This is a genomic window from Chryseobacterium sp. GW821-FHT04C04 (genome assembly GCF_059420365.1).
This window is the reverse complement of the sequence record NZ_JBWKTO010000002.1, coordinates 24,553-43,708: the sequence shown is the minus strand read 5'-3', so window position 1 is coordinate 43,708 and position 19,156 is coordinate 24,553. Positions and strand designations below refer to the sequence as shown.

Below are 19,156 nucleotides of genomic sequence, written 5' to 3'. Positions count from 1 at the left end.
GGTAATTGTATTGATAGTCAGTTTGTTTTATGAATTGAGTAATGCGGGATCCTATTGCTTTATGGAGAAAATAGTACAATATAACACTATAATAATGTTTGTCTGTCATAGCTGTATGACAGTGGGACAGAAGCAGATTTCGTCATTTGATAATATTTCTATCTATAAACTGATTGATACCTCTGCAGTTTATCTGATGTCAGAAATGATGGGGTAACCTTTATTTTGTTAAGTTTACATCAGATACAGTGATGTTGAATATTATAAATAAAGGACTTAAGTTCTATAAAGAAGGAAACGTGTTTACATTTGATAGTCAAACATCCAAAAGCAGAGTATTAGGAGTTTATTGTATAAATAACGAAAAGAAAGCAATACTATTAAAATAAACATGCATAGGCTGAAAATAAGAAATGATACCATTATAAGCCATATTCTTCCTTCTCCTCAGACAAAAGGCTATACTGTAAAATAGGTCAGAAAAAAGTAAAAACTTAGGTTAATTTTTTTTCTTGTTCTATTTAATAATGTTTAATAAATGTAAATGCCTACAATTGGTTTAGTGTAAAATATTCATCTATTGCAGGAATTGTTATATTTGCCGATAATTTATAATATTTCCATGAAAAAATTTTTACTATTGGCAGCTGGCTTTTTAATGGCTAATGTGTATGGTCAGAGAGAATGTGCCACTGATTTGAAAATGAAAGAGTTTTATGCAAGAAATCCACAGGCTCTGGCAAAAAAAGAAGATTTACGAAATTATTTAACCAGTAAAAATGCTGCGGCTAATGCAATGGCTAAAAATGGTCAGACTGTTGTTACGATTCCGGTTGTAGTGCATGTTCTTTATGGAAGTGCTGCCCAGAATATTTCTGATGCTCAGATTGCATCACAGATTGCTATTTTGAATAATGACTTCAGAAAATTAAATCCTAATTTCAGTTCTGTAGTTCCTGATGCCTTCAAGCCTTATGCTGCCGATATGGAACTGACATTTTGTATGGCAACAAAGACTCCTGCAGGTGCTGCAACTACAGGAATAGAGAGAAAATCTGTAGCTGCAAATTTTGATTTTGCAAACCAATATTATTTAGCATCGGGACTTACAGCCTGGGATCCAACTAAATATCTGAACATATGGGTAGGGAATATGCCTAATCCTTATCTTGGTTGGGCTTATCTGCCTGATGCTGCTGGTTTTCCGGAGGACGGACTTGCTATTGGGTATAGATATTTCGGAACTACAGGAGCTGCTCAGTATCCTTATAATGGAGGACGAACTGCAACGCATGAAATAGGACATTATTTCGGATTGCTTCACCCTTGGGGAGAAGATGGCAGTCTTTGTAATACACCGGATAATGATGACGGCTGTGCTGATACTCCTGCTATTAATGATGCTCATTACGGTGGTAATGTTTTCCCAGATAATTCTTTTATGTGTACTCCGACGGCAAACGGTGCTATGTTCATGAATTTTATGGACTATGTGACAGATACGGAGATGGCATTCTTTACCAATGATCAGAAAACAATCAAAACGAATACGATGGCTGGCCCAAGAGCGAGTCTTTTGAATTCTAACGCATGTGCATTTTTATCAGTAAATGATGTACAAAAGGTAAATTCTATCAATCTTTTCCCTAATCCTACTACACAGTATATTTCTATTGCTTCGCCTTTAGCACCTATTAACGAGGTGGAAATTTTCAATGCAGAAGGAAGACTTGTGAAAAAAGTATTTATTAAAAATGAAACAGATAAAATTGATGTGAAAGATTTTATCAGTGGTGTTTATTATGTAAGGACTTATAATGGCAAAGACTTCATAAAATCTATGAAGTTTATCAAAAAATAATGAAAATATTTCCATATTAAATCATACAAACCCCCGATTTTATCAGGGGTTTTGTTTTTATTGTGTCATTTTGTCATAATTCTTTGAATGGTACAGATATTGAGAAATTGAGAGTGTAAATTAAATTAAAAATAGAAAAAATATAAAATATTATGAGTAAAATAATTGGAATTGACTTAGGAACAACCAACTCTTGTGTTGCTGTAATGGAGGGTAAAGACCCTGTTGTTATTCCTAACGCAGAAGGTAAGAGAACGACTCCTTCTATTGTAGCTTTTACAGAAGACGGAGAAAGAAAAGTAGGTGATCCTGCAAAAAGACAGGCTGTAACGAATCCAACAAAAACTGTTTACTCTATCAAAAGATTTATCGGAACGCACTTTAAAGATGATGCTTCTGAAGTTTCAAGAGTACCTTATAAAGTGGTTGCCGGACCCAATGATACTGTAAAAGTAAAAATCGACGATAGAGAATATACACCACAGGAAATTTCTGCAATGACGCTTCAGAAAATGAAGAAAACTGCTGAAGATTATCTTGGACAAGAAGTAACAAGAGCGGTAATTACTGTTCCTGCCTACTTCAACGATGCACAAAGACAGGCAACTAAAGAAGCTGGAGAAATTGCAGGTCTTAAAGTAGAAAGAATTATCAACGAACCTACAGCTGCAGCGTTAGCTTACGGTCTTGATAAGAGTCATAAAGATCAGAAAATTGCAGTATATGACCTTGGAGGGGGTACTTTCGATATCTCTATCCTTGATTTAGGAGATGGTGTATTTGAAGTATTGTCTACAAACGGTGATACACACTTAGGAGGTGATGACTTTGATGATGTGATCATCAACTGGATGGCTGATGAGTTCAAAGCTGAAGAAGGTGTAGATTTAAAAGCGGACGCTATTGCTCTTCAAAGATTGAAAGAAGCTGCTGAAAAAGCTAAAATCGAATTATCATCTTCTGCTCAGACTGAGATCAACTTACCTTATATCACTGCTACGGCTACAGGTCCTAAGCACTTAGTAAAATCTTTAACGAAAGCTAAGTTCGAGCAATTATCTGCTGATCTTGTAAGAAGATCTATGGAGCCGGTTGCCAAAGCATTAAAAGATGCTGGTTTATCAACTTCTGATATCGATGAGGTAATCTTGGTAGGAGGTTCTACAAGAATCCCAATTATCCAGGAAGAGGTAGAAAAATTCTTCGGTAAGAAACCATCTAAAGGAGTTAACCCGGATGAGGTTGTAGCTATTGGTGCAGCAATCCAGGGAGGTGTATTGACAGGTGATGTAAAAGATGTATTATTACTTGACGTTACTCCACTTTCTTTAGGTATCGAAACAATGGGATCTGTATTCACGAAATTAATTGAAGCGAACACGACTATCCCAACTAAAAAATCTGAAGTATTCTCTACAGCTTCTGACAATCAGCCAGCTGTAAGCATCAGAGTAGGACAAGGTGAAAGATCAATGTTCAACGATAACAAAGAAATCGGTAGATTCGATCTTCAGGATATTCCACCAGCACCAAGAGGAGTTCCTCAAATCGAAGTAACTTTCGATATTGATGCTAATGGTATTCTAAGTGTATCTGCTAAAGATAAAGGAACTGGTAAAGAGCAGACGATCAAAATCCAGGCTTCTTCTGGTCTTTCTGACGAAGAAATCGAAAGAATGAAGAAAGAAGCTCAGGAAAACTCTGCAGCGGATGCTAAGAAAAAAGAAGAAGTTGAAATCTTCAACAAAGCAGACGGATTGATCTTCCAGACTGAAAAACAATTGAAAGAATTCGGTGAAAAACTTTCTGCTGACAAAAAAGCAGCTATCGAAGCAGCTCACACAGAATTAAAAACAGCTTTCGAAGCTAAAAATGTGGATGACGTAAAAGCTAAAACTGAAGCGTTAGATGCAGCATGGATGGCAGCTTCTGAAGAATTATATGCAGCTGGTCAACAGCCAGGTGCTGATGCAGGTGCTGGAGCTCAGAACGCTGGTGGAAACGCTGGTGCTGAAGATGTACAGGATGCAGACTTCGAAGAAGTAAAATAATTATTGATTAATTTCAGTTATAAATAAAAAAAAACAGCAAACAATGTTTGCTGTTTTTTTTTTATTCCTATTTCTTTTACAATACAGAATTCATCATTGTGAGTTATATCTGTGTTAAAGATTTAAGCTATACCTTCGTTAAGCTGAAAAATTTTTTATAGTATTTAAAGGAAAGGAATAAGCTGCTTTCATTAATTTTTTGATGAAAAGATTTGGCTTGTTTTATGCTATATCCACTAAGTTAATTTAAAAAAAATGACAATATGAAAAAGAAATTATTCACCTTATTAGCTTTTGGATTATTTGCAATAGCTATTAATGCTCAGGAAACTGTAAAACAGGGCGCAAAAAATGTAGGCAATGCCATTCAGAAAGGCGCAAAGGCAACAGAAAAAGGAGTGAAAGACGGCGCTGAATGGGTTGGAGATAAAACTCAAAAAGGGGCAAAAGCTACAAAAAAAGGTGTTAAAAACAGTACAAAATGGGTTGGAAAAACGGCTACCAAAGGTGCGAAAAATGTTAAGAATGTTGCTGTAAAAGGAGCAGATGCAGTTTCAGATGGTTATAAAGATGTAAAAGCAGATTTAAAAAAATAATTTTTCTGAAGAATAAAAAAAGAAACGACTCTAATAATAAGAGTCGTTTTTTTATTAACATTGCTTATTCAGATTAAATAAAAACCACTTTCAAACCATAGAAGGTGGCTTTTATTTATTGTTTTTTCTAGAATACATTTTAGAAAGGAAACTTAAGTATATTAATTGTAGTAAGCCTTAAAAGTAACTATTAAGGATGATTTACTTTATTATTTTATTCTTTATGTAGGGATTTATATGTAAATATTCTTTTATTTTAAGTTAAAATAACTTTAATTATTTCGTAAATCTACTTTTTATTTAGAATGATTATAATTAATTTTGCCGTCTAAATATTTTAAGGGTGAAAGTATCGTTATTAGTTGGTGCTGTTTTTTTAACAGCAGGTGGATTCTTGTCTGCTCAAAAAGTAGAATTTTATCATAATGGGCAACTCAAAAAAGGAGAACTTGTTAATGGTGGTTTGAAAGAGTGTAAAGAAATTCATAAGAAAGATAATTCTATGGTTCTTAAAGGGAAATGTCAGATCGTCTTCCTAAATACCAACAATAAAGAAGAAACTATTATCATAAAAGAAGGAGATGAACTACAGCTTCAGATCCTGTCACCTAAAAGCTCATCCCGCGAAAGATCAGAAATCAGAATCGAAGGTGTACAGCTTACTGCAAGAAAAAAACAGTTTTCAGAAATTTCAATTCAGCAGGAAGCACTTCAAAACCTGCAATCATTTTCTATCGGAGATGTTTTGCAGCAATTACCAGGTCAATATGTACAGCAGTTTGACAATACCCAGTTTAAAAATATTGTTTTCAGAACAGCCAGTGGATCACCTGTAACAGGATCAGGAAATATCCCTGGTGGAGATGATTTTGGGAACAGAGCGTTTGGAGTACAGTTGATGGTCAATGATATTGCCCTATCCAACAATGAAAATATGCAGAGCTATGATTCTGCCAACAGCGGTCCTTTCGGAATAAGCTTTAATACTACCACTAATGGTGGAAACTTAATGCCCAGCCAGCCAAATTATGGTGTCGATTTAAGAGAAATCCCGACTGAGAATATCGAAAGTATTGAAGTAATACAGGGAGTTCCGGATGCCAAATATGGAGATTTAACGTCAGGACTTATAAAAGTGACTACCATTGCAAAAGCATCACCGCTCCGTTTGGATGCATCTCTTAGAGAAGGTACTTATCAGGTAGGGCTTACAAAAGGTTTTAAGCTTAAAAACAGCAACGCACTTAATGTGTCTGTAGACTACATGAATTCACTTTCTGATCCAAGAACCAGTCTGATAGGATATGACAGAACAAATGTGAATGTACTTTGGTCAGCAAGAAGTACTAATGGATTCAATAATAAACTTTCAGCTTCATTTTCTACCAATACCAGTAAAGGAAAGAGAGATCCGGATGATCTTGACGGAATGATTATCAATGTAGACAACAAAAGCTTTTCATTAGGAAATAACATCAGTTATAATTTTTATCGCAACGGAAGAAAACCATTTTTCAGAACGATAAGTGCAGATGTAGGAATCAGCTATTCAACACAGCTTACAGAGCGCAGATACTGGCTGAATCAGGGTGCCCGCCCTTATGGAAACTCAACAACAGATGGCGTTTATTATGCTCCTTATACACCTCCAAGTTATGAGAATCAGGCTTTCTCGGATGGTAAACCCCTTAATGTTTTTACTGATTTAAGCGTAAATGGTACTAAATTAACTGCTTCTAAATGGGTTCATACATATAGCTTCGGGGCTAATTTCAGATATGGAAACAATTTTGGAAAAGGACGTTATGGAACAGCAGGACAGTTTACAACATTTAGTGCTGCAGGACAGGGATCCAATGGAATGAGAGATTTTAATTATCGTGATAATGTTTTTGCTACCAAGCAGTATGCATTTTATATCCAGGATAATATTACAAAAGCTTTTGCCAATAAACATATCTTAAGAACCAATCTGGGACTTCGTTACGATCTGCAGAATTCATTTTCTACTTATTCACCAAGGGTTAATACCTCATATCAAATGGGAAAATTTTCTGTGAGAGGAGGTTTTGGGCTTACTTCTAAAGCACCTTCATTGAATCAGATTTATACCGCACCAAGATATTTTGATTTCCTTCTGGGTGATTATCGTCTTCCGGGATATTATTCCGCCGCTATTATGCAGACCGTAGTAACTCCGGGAGATAATGCTAATCTGAAACCTTCCAGAAGCTGGAAAACGGAAGTAGGAGTGGATTATAGATTTCCTTTTGCAACGGTTAACCTTACGGCTTATTATAACAGATTATTTGACGGATTTACTACAGCAAGCGTTCATAAAATCATGGACAAAGCGAAAGTGAATGTCAATATATCAGGAACAAACGTACCTACTTTTGAAATTGTAGGTACGGAAAAATTTAATTATCTCCAGAATCGAATTATCAACGGATATTCATCAGTGGATAAAGGTTTGGAACTGATGGCAAGTTTCAAAAAGATAGAAGCTTTAAATCTTGTTATTGGTTTCAATGCCAGCTATGTAGAAACTTCCGGTCATAAAGATGAAGGTCTTTATAAAATCAGTGCTCCTGCTATTGTTGATAAAGATTATGAATACGGAATTTACAATGATTCAAGAAATAAAAGTTCTATGGCCAGAGCAAGTTTCAGTTTTGATTATCATCTTGCTTCATCAGGTTTGATCATTGGTCTTAGAACAGACCATTTCCTTTCAGACAGAAGACTAAACGGTGCCAACGATATTTATCCGATAGGGTATATCAAACATGATGGAGAATCACAGATGATTCCTGAAAACGACCGTACCAATCCGAAATATCAGGGGCTTTTCCTGAAACCTTCAGAAGAAAAACTTTCAGGGTTATATAACAAAACCCTGCATAATATCCACTTGAGAGTAACCAAAGATTTCTTAAGCGGTTTCAGATTGTCAATATATGTAAGTAATGTTTTCAATTTAAAAGCATATGATGAAAGAGGAACTGCATATGGCAACTTTACTTCTACCTCATTCGGAGGAAATATTTCATACAGATTTTAATACTATTAAAAATAAACTTGAACATAATGAAACGATTAATACTATTACTAATAATTCCTGTCCTTGCACTTATAGGGTGCAACAGAGACGATGACTTTGGAAAAAATAATGAAATCAAGCCTGTTCCGTTTACTGTAAATATTAAATATGATGCATCCAAATATCCATCTGTTGCAGATAAAGGGGTAGCGAATGTAACCGTTATCATGAAGAATACAGCAACAGGAGATCAGATTACAGGAAAAACAGACGCTAATGGTGATCTTAAATTAAATGCGGTTTTACCAGGAAACTATAGCGTTCAGGCAGAACTGCAACTAAAACAAAGTGAATATGAGCAACAGATTGGAGAGGAAACCAGCTATGAAATCGTACACTTTGGAGGTTTTGATGAGAAAGTAACTGTTAATGCCAATACTTCTTCAAAATTGGTTAGAATTACTAGTGGAAACCTTGGAGATCTTGTTATTAAGCAATATTATTATGCAGGTTCTGATACAAAATTAGGGGCTAATTTCAGAGATCAGTTTATTGAAATTCATAACAACTCGGACCAGACTATTTATGCTGACGGTTTATATCTGGTATTTCTGGAGGGTAATACAAATAACAACCCAACTACCTATACTTTATCTAACGGACAGTACGACTGGAGCAAAACTGCTGGTGGCGGATCTGCGGCCAATACAGACTATGTGTATTCCAATATCTTCATTAAAATACCTGGAAATGGAAGCCAATATCCAATTTTACCTGGAAAAAGTATTGTTATCGCTCAAACAGCCATTAATCATAAAATGCCTTTTGATGATATTAACGGTGCAGGAGTCGCAATTCAGGAACCAGACAGAACGGTAGACCTTAGCCATGCAGATTTTGAGACCTATATGGGAGATTATAACACAAGTATTGGTAAAAAGCCGTTTGCATGGGACATTCAAAATATTATGGTACCGGATATGCTGGTTTCATACTGGAGTATTGCCTCTAATGACTTAATTCTTAATGTAACTTCAATGTTGGGAGTTGGAATTCTGAGAGCAACAGATGCAGAAGTGGCAACATGGAAAAAAGTAGCAGCTCCAAAAGCGCCAACCGGAACGCTGTTCCTGCAAATCCCTAAAAGCTATATCATAGACGGAATTGATATTACAGACAAAGAGCAAAAAGCCCCTAAAGACTTTCCAGCGGACATAGATGCCTCGAGAATTTTCATAGTCAATGCAGTGGGACAGGCTGAAGCTACTTTTACCGGACTTTCTGTAATCCGTAAAACGAAAGAAATTATCAATGGCCGTGTGGTATTGCAGGATACAAACAATTCTGCCAATGATTTTGTAACGATTAAAGCAAACCCTCGAGGATATGCACAATAATAAAAATAAGACAATTAAAGCTTTTCAATACAGTATATTGGGATTGGCTGCATTAGGCAGTCAGTTCTTTCATGCTCAGGCAACTCAGTTAGATAGTATTAACATCAGTTCTGTAGAAAAGAATATCAGAATCAATGATCCTTATATTGCATTTTTCCAGCCTCTGGATTTTTCGCGCACAACTTTTCAGTATTCTTCTACAAAACAAAATTTTAAAAGAGTACAGACTGCGGGAGAAACGGGAAGCTTTAGTTTCTTGTCTGAAGGTGTTTATAAACTCAATGATAAAATTGCATTATCAGGAAGACTTAAAGCAGATAAAACTACCGAAGAAGATGTACCTTATATTCTAAATGATGAGAGAACCACTAATTCTTCTTTTATCTATAACCCCTCTTATTATTGGGTTCCTCGTACGGCAAGATGGCAGAAACAAAATTATTTTATCAACGGACAGTTTGCCTATAATCCTGTAAAACCTGTAATCCTGCAGTTGGGAGGAGAAGGGAGCTATTCCAAATCTTACCGTCAGAATGCCGATCCAAGACCGAAGGTAGATGATTACAAATATAAAGCCTTTGCAAAATTGGGTTTAAAATGGAAACAGCATGCCATTTTTGGAAAACTGAGCTATGTAAATCATTACAAGCGAAATGATATCATGTTTGTGAATATGAAAGGAAATGTACCTGCAAATGACAGCATTTATATCCGTTACAATGAAGGTTATGGTAATCAGTATATCGGAAATACCGAGTATAAAACTTCCGAATATAAAATGGGAGGGTATATCTGGGGAGGAGAATATGCGTTCAACAGTGCTGATACCCATTTTTCTGCCGGATATGATTATAAAAATCTGATTGAGCGCTTTTACAGAGTCTTCGAATATCAGGATGAAAGCTTTAACTGGCAGAAAGACTATACAAAATATTCCGGCTTGAAAACTGATCTGCATAGTTTCTACCTTAACTTTCTAGGGAATTATAATGGTAAAAAATGGGCTTCCATGATGACTTATCAGGATCAGCTGGATACCAATTACAACTATCCTTTGGAGTACAGAACATACCGTCTGGAGCAGAAAAACTTTTTCTGGCAGAACAGTGTTGTCTGGTTTAATCACAAAAATGAGGCATTTAAGATTCTTTTTGATGCTGCATATGGGAAAAATCATGTGAAAGACGCATCGGTAGTAATGGACAGAAAACTTTCCTTTTTCAATTACCGTGTGGGAGCAGAAAAAGAATTTGCTTTAAAACCTTCACATAAATTAGCGGTCGGTCTTTCGCAGAACCTGTATGTTCCATTGGAAAAAGAATTCAATTATCAGCCTTACCAAAGCACAAAAGAGAATATCTTTGCAACTAAAATAGCTCAGCCGGATTTTGCTTATGACGCAACTCCAAAAATTGGTCTTAATTTTAACGCAAGTTATATCTTTGATCAGAACAAAATCAGATATGAGCTGTTTGGAAGTTTTTCTCAGACCTGGCTGATGAACAGTACTTATAAAAATCAGGTAGACTACAATGGCAGAGCTAATCATGTTGCTTTGGTAGGACTCAATGTTTATTATTAAAAAAAAATGAAAGACAGATATATCGCTTTTCTGGCAATTGCCGGAATGATATCTTTATTAAGTTATACTTCTAATGACCCCACGGGATATTCTGTGGAAGAGCTTCGTACTTTATACAGCAGCGGAGATCAGAGCAAATGGCCGGCTGCACATTTATTTGATGAAGCTAAAGAAGGTTTTCAGGATATTGGACCTTTGTCTGCAATGAATTTTCCTGAAAATAATCCCTATTCCGAAGACAAAATGGAGCTGGGGAAAATGTTGTTTTTTGATCCAAGATTGTCCAAAAGCGGACAGATTTCCTGCGCGAATTGTCACAATCCAGAAATAGGCTGGTCAGACGGAAGCAGGGTTTCGTTTGGGCACGACAGACAGACGGGAGTCAGAAATGCTCCTACTTTGGTGAACATCGGGTATGCGAAGACCTTCTTCTGGGATGGTCGTTCAGCAACACTGGAAGAGCAGGTGAAAGCGCCTATCGAAAATCCGGTGGAAATGAATCTTCATATGTCAATGGCGACAAAGAACATCAAGAAGATCAAAGATTATAAACCATTCTTTGTAAAAGCTTTCGGAAATGGGGACGTTACAGAAGAGAAAATTGCAAAGGCCATTGCAACATTTGAACGCTCTCTGATAAGCCCACCATCGAAGTTTGATAAATTTGTTTCCGGGAAAAAAGATGCCTTAACAGATTCTGAAGTCAACGGACTTCATTTATTCCGTACCAAGGCCAATTGTATCAATTGTCATAATACCCCTTATTTTTCTGATCAGAAATTCCATAATCTTGGACTGACGTATTATGGAAGAAAGTATGAAGATCTGGGAAGATATATCGTAACTAAAAAGAATGAAGACGTAGGGAAATTTAAAACTCCTACACTGAGGGAAGTTTCAGAGAACAAACCTTACATGCATAATGGACTTTTCCCCGAACTGGCTAATATTGTCATGATGTATAATGCAGGAATGGGCAGAGAAATTCCCAAAGGTGATCAGATCAATGATCCTAAGTTTCCTCACAAATCAGGAATGGTAGAAAAACTGAATTTAACCGATGATGAGGTTTTTGATATTGTAGAATTTTTAAAAACCCTGAACAGCTATAAATACAAAATGCGTCCACCGGAATTACCGAAATCTTAATCGTTATAATAAAACTCTTCCAATCGGAAGAGTTTTTTATGTAAAAGATAGTAGTCATTTCATTTTTGTGAGATTCCATGACCAATTATTGGTTTGGATATAGGTAAATATTTTATCACAATTGTTCATTAATGCTGTAATAAATATTTAAGTATTAATATTTTATGAAAATTGATCAATGAATTATAAGAAGTGGTTTTAATTTGTATATTTGATTTTTATTTAGAATAAATAAAAATATTGTTTAAAAAATAATTATGATTACAATTTTATTCATCTAATCCACAATTTTCTCTAAAACTATGGAACAACAGAACAAAAGAATCCTCACTCTGGATTTAATAAAAGGTATAAGTGTCATAGGAATGATCATTATACATACCTTGTTGGTGTATGCCAATGTAAAATCACAATATGAAACGGCCATTGGCAGTTTTATTGTTTTTCTCGGAAGAGGAACTTCCATTTTCCTGATCTGTATGGGAATCACCTTCATGACCTCCAGCCATCAAAGTCTTAAGAGCGCTCTGAAGCGGGGTGTTTTACTGGTATTTGCAGGTCTGTTCATGAATTTTATGAAGTTTATGATCCCCGTGATTTTTAATTTTGCTCCGGATAATTTTATGCAAAAATACGGATGGCATGCGCCTATAGAGCAACAGTATGTATATCTGGTACAGCTGGGAGATATTTTACAGCTGGCAGGGATGTCTTTATTGTTCGTTGGGTTTATCAGAGCATATGTTAAGAATAAATATATCATGCTGGCTATAGGTTTATTCGTTGCCCTGATCTCCCGAGAAGTGAGTGTAATTAACCTGGACTATCCTGTGATCAATTATGTTCTGGATCTTCTTTTCAATACTGATTATCCGGCCTATGTTTATTTCCCTGTTTTCCCATGGATGGCTTTTATTATTATCGGAATGTTTTTCGGCAAATGGTTTCAGGAATTGAACTATAATACCAAACAGGTCTTTAAAAATATGCTGTATGTAGGATTGTTGTTCATTATAATCGGAGCACCGTTGGTTTTTCTGTATGGTGATTATAATTACAACGGGTTTTATCATATGGGACCTGGAGGGGTTATTTATTTTGCAGGCTGGACATTGTTGTTTTTATGGCTCATCAATACAATTACTGCTAATGCTAAAGAAAATAGCTTTATGTGTGTTCTGAAATACTGCAGTAAAAACTTAACCTCAATGTACATGATCCAATGGATACTGATCTCATGGGGAAAAGGTATTTTCGGATACAGACAGCATGAAATCGGCTATGTCTCAGTGCTGATTGTGTTGTATATCATTCTCACTTTTTCAGTGCAGACTCTGGTGGATCTTATAAGAAAGAAAAAAACTTTAATTAATTTCAGACCCATTTCACCAGATAAAACAGCCTTAAAGTAGCTCCAATATTATTTTTTTTAATTATGATTAACCACAGTAATTTTTTACTGTGGTTTTGTTTTGTAAATGGTTAAAGAATTTCCACTTCTTCAGGCACTATAAAGAGGATGGTGCAGCCTTGTTCAGACTTCACAGAATGTTTGAAATTAGGCGGAGTATACAAATAATCACCCTTTTCTAGCTGGGCACCGGCAATAGTGGCATCACCTTCCATGATAAAAAGTTCTTCTCCTGCAGGATGATTGTGATAAGGATAACTGGCTCCCGGATCAAACTTTAAAAGAATGCTGGTAGAGCGGTTTTTCTCAGGATCAAATTTTAAAGATTTTACAAAAATACCTTCATAATGAATCCCTTTTTCAATTAGAGGCTGCCATTCTTTTTGTTCTGTTTTTACGATGTAATCGTGGATGTTGGTGTTCATGATATATAAATTTTAATTGTTATTGATCTAGAAGCTGGTCTAAGCTCCATGCGTAGCGGGAAAAAGTACTCAAAAGAAAAGCTCCCGCACTGAATGTAAAAACCGAATAATCCAGAGGTTCTTTAATTCCAAAAGAAATGCTCATAGCAATAGCAAAAAATAAGGTGAGAACAGATGCACACCATGCAGTTCTTTTTACCTGAAAACCCAGAAGAAGCAGAATCCCAATTGACAATTCAGCAGCAGTAGATAATACGGCAATAGAAGATGCCAACGATTGTGGCAAAAACGAATTGGTTTCAGCAGTATAATGAACAAAATTTTTCCAACCGGAAGATCGTACTCCCCAAAGATTCAGTCTGCTTGCCACAGCAGATAAAAATCCGCAGGACAGAACAATTCTTAATAGAAAAACGGCGGTATCCTGTTGACTTTTCATACATCTAATTTTTAAGTCTTAATTATAGTACAAAGTTCAGCGAAAGCCGTTGTCTAAAGAATAGACAATTCCGGAAAAAGCATATAATATTTAAAGAATAAAAGGACCTTCTAAATTTCTTTTACCGTTTTCTGATAATCTTTAGGAGATCGCAAAGTATGTTTTTTGAAGAAATTCGAAAAATAAAAAGGATCATTGAAACCAAGCTGATAAGCGATTTCCTTTACCGTTAGCTTTTCATAAAGCAAAAGTCTCTTCGCTTCTGAAATAATTAGGCTGTAGATCACATTCTGAGCAGTTTTGTTGGTGTGAAGTTTTGATACCTCATTCAGTTTTGCTTCAGTGGTTCCCAAGATATCGGCAAAATGAGAAACCTGATAATTGTTTTTAAAATGGTCCCTGACGCTTTCCAGAAATTTTAAAAATAAAGCATCCGGTTTCCAGATTTCATCACCGTTGGCAATTTTACTGCGGTTGATTTCCACCAATAGCAATTCAACCAGAGAATGCGTAGAGATCAGATACTGGTAAGGCTGCTCCTGAATTTCTTTTTCTATGGTGTTCAATGTTTCAGTGAAAAATGCCGGATTTTGTACCGTAATCATTTCATTCATTCCGAAATGACAAAATAACCCGTTGTGAAAAATAAGTTCGATGTCACTATCACTTTTAGAGAAAAAATCCAGGGTAAATTCCAAAGCAGTAATTTCTCCTTCTACAGATTTCAATTGATGAAATTGTCCGGAAGTAATCGTTACAACCTGTCCTGTTTTTAAGACAAAAATATTTTCGTCAATCAGAATTTCAGCATTTCCGTGATGACACCAGAATAAAGTATATCTGATGACCCTCCTTGGCTCAGGATGCCCTGACTGATCAGAATATTTTTTTATTTCAATCATTGTGTGAATCTGTTACAGGTTTATATTTCTTTTTTTACAATAGTAAAGGAGCGCTTTATTATAGACTAAATTACGAAATGTTTAACTAAATTGATTAATCCATGAAGTTATATTGTTAGAGAAAAATACCTAAATTCGTGTTGATTTAAAATAAAAATTCAGAATGAAATACTCTAAAATTATTGTTATTGTTTCCCTTTTACTGTTTCAGTTGGGAGCAGCACAGGAAAAAGCAGATGTTGTATTAAATAAGGCTTTCACGGAAGCTAAAGCAGGGAAGAAAAATATCTTATTGATATTCCATGCGTCATGGTGCAAATGGTGCAAGATGATGGAAAAAAATATGGATCTTCCTGAAGCTAAACCCATTTTTGATAAAAGATTTGTCACAGCTTATCTGGACGTTCAGGAAAGAGGAGATAAGAAAAGCCTTGAAAATCCTGGCGGACAAGAGCTGATGAATAAATATAAAGGTGAAAATGCAGGACTTCCTTTCTGGCTGGTTTTAAGCCCAAAAGGAGAAGTACTCGCTGATTCTTTTGATGACAAAGGCCAAAACCTTGGATCACCGGCAACCCCGGAAGAAGTAACCGCTTTTATTGCTAAACTGGGGAAATCTTCAAAACTGACTAAAGAAGAATCTCAGACTATCGAAAAGGTATTTGTGAAAAAATAAACACGATAAAAAATAGAAAATAGGCTATCTCAAAATCCAAATAATCGGGCTCTTGAGATAGCCTATTTTTATTATATTGATCAGTTGTTAAAACTTTTTATAATAATACTCAATATTACTCCATAAAACCTGATCTTCAGATTTTGTCATTTCAGACGGAGTGGTAAAAAGTGCTCCAAACATATTTTCATATTGGGTGGTACCGAAAGAGGCATTTTGAACAATGGTTAATCCATCACCGATATTTCTCGATTCTCGTTTCGTATATCTAAAGGTTCTCTTTAAAGTAAAAGTGGAATTTTCTTTATTAAAATCACCAATATACGTCGGCGTATTCGCATTATTGTCATTGACTAAAATTGAATCATTGACGATTTTAAAACTGTATGTCAGATCAGCTGAATTTCCGGCTATTAATTGGATAGAATTGCTTTTCAGATCAAGAACGATCTTCTTCCATGCTGGTTCTTTGTACATACTCCAGTAATTGCCCAGATAGGACTCATCAGGAGTAGATTTGTTGCCGGCTGACCCTTTATAAAGTATGGTTCCTTTTACAGCGTAACTTTTGAATTCAAATTGATAAATTTCTTTATCGATCGGTCTCGGATCATCATTTGTATTGTCATTATTTCCGCATGAGATTAGTAACATTAACATCATTACAGCATAAAAAGAGTTTTTCATCGGTTTTTTCACAAAAATAGAGGTTTTGTACGTATTGGTAAAGTAAAATAGCGTAAAAGTTGCCTATAAATAGGTGAAAAAGCGAAAAAAAAAGAGGAAAGGGCAAATTTGTGAAAAAACGGATTAGTTTTTTCTGTATGAGTTATAATTTTTGTGTACCAAGTAGAGAACACAAAGTGTTTAATCTTGCTTTTTCTTCTCAACCTGCAAAAAATACAGCCATTTATGGTAAGATATAAAAAGAGCGAATAGGCTATTTGTCTATTCGCTCTTTTATTATACTTATTATTTTCCAAAATACATCTGATCCTGCTTCTGCTGCTCATTATAAATGATCTGGAAGCTGACAGGCATGTATTGATAAAGGAGTTTCCAATGTTGGATTCTTGCGTGCTTTTTGAAACTTTCGAAAGATCTTACAAACATGTTTTCAATCATGTCTCTTACATAAGAATTACCATTTCTGTAAAGCCAATCCATCAGCTTGATGTGATGGGCTATGACACTGATCTTTGATTCTTGTAACAGATTCTTCAGATAATTTACGGTTGCCTGCATGATCCCAGCAAAATTGTCCTGAACAGACAACTGTGTGATTTCATTGCGAAGTGGCGCATAGAAAAATTTTAAGTATTCAACAGCTACTTTTTGATTAATAGTTTGCATTTGTACTTTCATCATAATTAAGAATTTTTCAAACACTTTTTATTGCAGCGAAATGTATACCAAAATTTAAAGGCAGGCAGCAAAAATAAATACACCTACTATCACAGCAACGTGAGTGAGTAAAATCTCTGTATTGTGTCTGTTAGTCGTGTTTTTCCAGGTTTTCCAGTCTGAAATCCTTCTGATTTTATTTTTCATAATCAATTGATTGTGAGTTATTTTAATTTTTGTTTAATTTAAACACTTTGTAATGAAACGGTTCAATAATGTAATAAAACCTTTATAGACCGTGGCTGTAAATTTGTCTTGAATATACCTTCTGAAGGTTAGCCGAAATGTGACTAAAAATCACCTTTCTGTATTCTTCACTGCAGAAAGCGGTAGAATTGTCCAGAGAATAAATGAAAGTAGTCTCAATAGCATTTTTTAATACAGTATCTCCGTCAGTATAAATTTTGTCCATTTTTTGTAAGCTTCTGAACAGCAGATTTCTGTCATTTTGGCGGATCATGTTTTTAATACGTTCCGTGAAGGTCCGGATGATGCTGTATGAGTTTTGAATTTTGATCTCTTTTACTTCTTTTTCAAAATCGGGAACCACATCTGTGATTTCCTGTACGGCTTGTAGGTAGTTCATAATAATATAATGTTAATTGTGTTCAAGCATTTTGATGATGGCCCCAAAGAGGAAAATGGTTAAAAAAGCAAAAAAAAGCATATGATAAGGCTTCAGCCACTTTGGAGTTTCAGGTCCTTTGCTTTTTAATCTTCTGAGCTTGTCTATTCTGTTTAATGTTTTTAAGTCCATATTCTATGTTTTCAAATCATGATGCCAATGGTATTCCGTTAGAAGTGGCATTGATGTAATGTGTTGATATTTAATGTATTGTTGTTTTTAAGTCTGGTTTTTTAAACAAAAAAGCATGTCAAAATGATAAGGTTTTTATCAATTTGGAAAATAAAAGACAAAATGCGTCAGCTGTAATGCCAATCACAAAATGAATGAAAGGGAATTAGCAAATGGTTGGGCCATTGTCATTGACTACATCGAATCTTCGATTTCTGAAGAAGTAAGAATCTTATTGATATTCAGGTGTATGAGATTCTTCACTACATTTCATTTCATTCACAATGACATGGGATGGTAAAATTCCCCAAGTCTAAAATGACATTTTTTAAGTTTCGCAGAAAGGATAAGAATGAATATCTTTGCAGTCCAAATATTCAGAAAAATGTTTTCAAAAATAATAGTACACAGAGTCGGAAATAAGATCAACGGAGATTCCTTGACACTTTCACAAGAGGAATTGAAGCTGGAAGAAGGAATGGCAGAACTGCTTGAGAATTACTTTTTAGGATCATTCAAATCGGAAGAGACCTTCCATTTTTACAGTGATACTTATCTGGTGAATAACCCAATTTACAGTGCTGTTTCAGAAATTTTTGAAGATAAATCCAAGTTCATTTGGGAGTCTGAGAATATAGCAAAACATCTTTTCGAAGCGGCTGAAAACCCAAGGGTTCAGAGTGGAGAACTTTTCATCGTACTTTTCGAAGATGAAAGTGACCGCCCGGACAGAGTGGACAAGATTGGTATTTTCAAAACGGAAAAGAGAGAATCCTTCCTGAAAATAAATCCGGCAGAAGAAACATTTGATATTGAAAAAGATCAGGGAATCGGGTTATCTAAAATTGATAAAGCGGCTTTGATCTATAACAATAATAAAGACACAGGATATGTGCTTTCCGTAGTTGACAACAACAAAAATGGAGACATGTACTACTGGTTTGAAGATTTCCTGAAAGTAAAACAGCGTGATGACGAATATTTCCACACGCAGGAGGCGTTGATGGTCTATAAAGATTATATCACAAAACAGCTGCCTCAGGAATTTGAAGTTTCCAAAGCGGACCAGGCAGATTTTCTGAATAAGTCAATCAATTTCTTCAAAGAAAAAGAAGAGTTTAAACTTGATGAATTTGCCACTGAAGTATTGGGAGACGAACATGTGATAGAAAGCTTTGTGAATTTTAAGACAGATTACGAGCAGGACATGCAGGTAAATATTGCAGAAGAATTCCCAATCAGTGAAGCGGCGGTAAAAAAGACACAGAGACACTTTAAAAGTATTATTAAATTAGATAAAAACTTCCACATCTACATCCACGGAGACAGACAGAAACTCGAAATGGGAGAGGATGATAAAGGAAAATACTACAGACTTTATTTCGAAAAAGAGGTGTAAAAAAGAAAACGTCTATTCAATAATA

At 35.3% G+C, this 19,156-nt stretch carries 19 protein-coding genes; 11 read left to right on the top strand and 8 right to left on the bottom strand.

Annotated features, from left to right (window positions below; all coding sequences use genetic code 11):
- The first annotated feature begins 94 nt into the window (after positions 1–94).
- The 9 genes from AC07UM_RS06335 (at position 95) to AC07UM_RS06295 (ending at position 13,091) form a co-directional block, all read left to right on the top strand.
- Positions 95–217, top strand: coding sequence for a hypothetical protein (locus AC07UM_RS06335; RefSeq protein ID WP_494681717.1), 123 nt, complete (start codon positions 95–97; stop codon positions 215–217).
- Positions 218–622: 405 nt separating this feature from the next.
- Positions 623–1,861: a zinc-dependent metalloprotease gene (locus AC07UM_RS06330; RefSeq protein WP_494681716.1), complete on the top strand. Its 1,239-nt coding sequence runs from the start codon at positions 623–625 to the stop codon at positions 1,859–1,861.
- Positions 1,862–2,013: 152 nt separating this feature from the next.
- Positions 2,014–3,912 (top strand): molecular chaperone DnaK, encoded by a 1,899-nt coding sequence (gene dnaK, locus AC07UM_RS06325; RefSeq protein WP_494681715.1) that lies wholly within the window; start codon positions 2,014–2,016, stop codon positions 3,910–3,912.
- A gap of 263 nt (positions 3,913–4,175) precedes the next feature.
- Positions 4,176–4,508 (top strand): hypothetical protein, encoded by a 333-nt coding sequence (locus AC07UM_RS06320; protein WP_494681714.1) that lies wholly within the window; start codon positions 4,176–4,178, stop codon positions 4,506–4,508.
- Positions 4,509–4,851: 343 nt separating this feature from the next.
- Positions 4,852–7,572 (top strand): TonB-dependent receptor plug domain-containing protein, encoded by a 2,721-nt coding sequence (locus AC07UM_RS06315; RefSeq protein ID WP_494681713.1) that lies wholly within the window; start codon positions 4,852–4,854, stop codon positions 7,570–7,572.
- Between the two features lie 26 nt (positions 7,573–7,598).
- Entirely contained in the window at positions 7,599–8,948 is a 1,350-nt protein-coding gene (locus AC07UM_RS06310) for a DUF4876 domain-containing protein (protein ID WP_494681712.1), read from the top strand.
- Positions 8,938–10,530: a DUF6850 family outer membrane beta-barrel protein gene (locus AC07UM_RS06305; protein WP_494681711.1), complete on the top strand. Its 1,593-nt coding sequence runs from the start codon at positions 8,938–8,940 to the stop codon at positions 10,528–10,530. Before AC07UM_RS06310 ends, AC07UM_RS06305 begins: the two co-directional genes overlap by 11 nt.
- 6 nt (positions 10,531–10,536) lie before the next feature.
- The gene (locus tag AC07UM_RS06300; RefSeq protein ID WP_494681710.1) at positions 10,537–11,679 is read left to right on the top strand and encodes a cytochrome-c peroxidase; all 1,143 of its coding nucleotides are present in this window, start codon (positions 10,537–10,539) and stop codon (positions 11,677–11,679) included.
- Positions 11,680–11,981: 302 nt separating this feature from the next.
- Entirely contained in the window at positions 11,982–13,091 is a 1,110-nt protein-coding gene (locus AC07UM_RS06295) for a heparan-alpha-glucosaminide N-acetyltransferase domain-containing protein (protein WP_494681709.1), read from the top strand.
- A gap of 70 nt (positions 13,092–13,161) precedes the next feature.
- On the opposite strand, the gene AC07UM_RS06290 is transcribed toward AC07UM_RS06295, so the two are convergent.
- From AC07UM_RS06290 to AC07UM_RS06280, 3 genes are all read right to left on the bottom strand, one after another.
- Positions 13,162–13,515 carry a cupin domain-containing protein gene (locus AC07UM_RS06290; protein WP_494681708.1) on the bottom strand — a complete coding sequence of 118 codons (354 nt, stop codon included), beginning with the start codon at positions 13,513–13,515 and terminating at the stop codon, positions 13,162–13,164.
- A gap of 19 nt (positions 13,516–13,534) precedes the next feature.
- Positions 13,535–13,954 carry a DoxX family membrane protein gene (locus AC07UM_RS06285; RefSeq protein WP_494681707.1) on the bottom strand — a complete coding sequence of 140 codons (420 nt, stop codon included), beginning with the start codon at positions 13,952–13,954 and terminating at the stop codon, positions 13,535–13,537.
- 110 nt (positions 13,955–14,064) lie between these two features.
- A complete protein-coding gene (locus AC07UM_RS06280; protein WP_494681706.1) occupies positions 14,065–14,856 on the bottom strand; it encodes a helix-turn-helix domain-containing protein in 792 nt (263 codons plus the stop codon).
- 163 nt (positions 14,857–15,019) lie between these two features.
- Between AC07UM_RS06280 and AC07UM_RS06275 the strand changes: the two genes are divergently transcribed.
- The gene (locus tag AC07UM_RS06275; RefSeq protein WP_494681705.1) at positions 15,020–15,532 is read left to right on the top strand and encodes a thioredoxin family protein; all 513 of its coding nucleotides are present in this window, start codon (positions 15,020–15,022) and stop codon (positions 15,530–15,532) included.
- Positions 15,533–15,619: 87 nt separating this feature from the next.
- On the opposite strand, the gene AC07UM_RS06270 is transcribed toward AC07UM_RS06275, so the two are convergent.
- The 5 genes from AC07UM_RS06270 to AC07UM_RS06250 all read right to left on the bottom strand — a co-directional run bounded on the left by AC07UM_RS06270 (position 15,620) and on the right by AC07UM_RS06250 (position 17,693).
- Positions 15,620–16,219 carry a hypothetical protein gene (locus tag AC07UM_RS06270; protein WP_494681704.1) on the bottom strand — a complete coding sequence of 200 codons (600 nt, stop codon included), beginning with the start codon at positions 16,217–16,219 and terminating at the stop codon, positions 15,620–15,622.
- A gap of 285 nt (positions 16,220–16,504) precedes the next feature.
- Positions 16,505–16,900 carry a DUF7674 family protein gene (locus AC07UM_RS06265; RefSeq protein ID WP_494681703.1) on the bottom strand — a complete coding sequence of 132 codons (396 nt, stop codon included), beginning with the start codon at positions 16,898–16,900 and terminating at the stop codon, positions 16,505–16,507.
- Between the two features lie 51 nt (positions 16,901–16,951).
- Entirely contained in the window at positions 16,952–17,083 is a 132-nt protein-coding gene (locus AC07UM_RS06260; protein WP_494681702.1) for a hypothetical protein, read from the bottom strand.
- Positions 17,084–17,165: 82 nt separating this feature from the next.
- Positions 17,166–17,522 (bottom strand): DUF7674 family protein, encoded by a 357-nt coding sequence (locus AC07UM_RS06255; RefSeq protein ID WP_494681701.1) that lies wholly within the window; start codon positions 17,520–17,522, stop codon positions 17,166–17,168.
- Between the two features lie 12 nt (positions 17,523–17,534).
- Entirely contained in the window at positions 17,535–17,693 is a 159-nt protein-coding gene (locus tag AC07UM_RS06250; protein WP_236853513.1) for a hypothetical protein, read from the bottom strand.
- 424 nt (positions 17,694–18,117) lie between these two features.
- Between AC07UM_RS06250 and AC07UM_RS06245 the strand changes: the two genes are divergently transcribed.
- A complete protein-coding gene (locus AC07UM_RS06245) occupies positions 18,118–19,131 on the top strand; it encodes a nucleoid-associated protein (protein WP_109739374.1) in 1,014 nt (337 codons plus the stop codon).
- The last annotated feature ends 25 nt before the right edge of the window (positions 19,132–19,156 follow it).

Excerpts from the sequence above, each read along its gene's own strand:
- AC07UM_RS06335 (WP_494681717.1), top strand. The coding sequence starts at position 95 with ATGTTTGTCTGTCATAGCTGTATGACAGTGGGACAGAAGCAGATTTCG.
- AC07UM_RS06330 (WP_494681716.1), top strand. The coding sequence starts at position 623 with ATGAAAAAATTTTTACTATTGGCAGCTGGCTTTTTAATGGCTAATGTG.
- dnaK (WP_494681715.1), top strand. The coding sequence starts at position 2,014 with ATGAGTAAAATAATTGGAATTGACTTAGGAACAACCAACTCTTGTGTT.
- AC07UM_RS06320 (WP_494681714.1), top strand. The coding sequence starts at position 4,176 with ATGAAAAAGAAATTATTCACCTTATTAGCTTTTGGATTATTTGCAATA.
- AC07UM_RS06310 (WP_494681712.1), top strand. The coding sequence starts at position 7,599 with ATGAAACGATTAATACTATTACTAATAATTCCTGTCCTTGCACTTATA.
- AC07UM_RS06305 (WP_494681711.1), top strand. The coding sequence starts at position 8,938 with ATGCACAATAATAAAAATAAGACAATTAAAGCTTTTCAATACAGTATA.
- AC07UM_RS06300 (WP_494681710.1), top strand. The coding sequence starts at position 10,537 with ATGAAAGACAGATATATCGCTTTTCTGGCAATTGCCGGAATGATATCT.
- AC07UM_RS06295 (WP_494681709.1), top strand. The coding sequence starts at position 11,982 with ATGGAACAACAGAACAAAAGAATCCTCACTCTGGATTTAATAAAAGGT.
- AC07UM_RS06290 (WP_494681708.1), bottom strand. The coding sequence starts at position 13,515 with ATGAACACCAACATCCACGATTACATCGTAAAAACAGAACAAAAAGAA.
- AC07UM_RS06285 (WP_494681707.1), bottom strand. The coding sequence starts at position 13,954 with ATGAAAAGTCAACAGGATACCGCCGTTTTTCTATTAAGAATTGTTCTG.
- AC07UM_RS06280 (WP_494681706.1), bottom strand. The coding sequence starts at position 14,856 with ATGATTGAAATAAAAAAATATTCTGATCAGTCAGGGCATCCTGAGCCA.
- AC07UM_RS06275 (WP_494681705.1), top strand. The coding sequence starts at position 15,020 with ATGAAATACTCTAAAATTATTGTTATTGTTTCCCTTTTACTGTTTCAG.
- AC07UM_RS06270 (WP_494681704.1), bottom strand. The coding sequence starts at position 16,219 with ATGAAAAACTCTTTTTATGCTGTAATGATGTTAATGTTACTAATCTCA.
- AC07UM_RS06265 (WP_494681703.1), bottom strand. The coding sequence starts at position 16,900 with ATGATGAAAGTACAAATGCAAACTATTAATCAAAAAGTAGCTGTTGAA.
- AC07UM_RS06260 (WP_494681702.1), bottom strand. The coding sequence starts at position 17,083 with ATGAAAAATAAAATCAGAAGGATTTCAGACTGGAAAACCTGGAAAAAC.
- AC07UM_RS06255 (WP_494681701.1), bottom strand. The coding sequence starts at position 17,522 with ATGAACTACCTACAAGCCGTACAGGAAATCACAGATGTGGTTCCCGAT.
- AC07UM_RS06250 (WP_236853513.1), bottom strand. The coding sequence starts at position 17,693 with ATGGACTTAAAAACATTAAACAGAATAGACAAGCTCAGAAGATTAAAA.
- AC07UM_RS06245 (WP_109739374.1), top strand. The coding sequence starts at position 18,118 with ATGTTTTCAAAAATAATAGTACACAGAGTCGGAAATAAGATCAACGGA.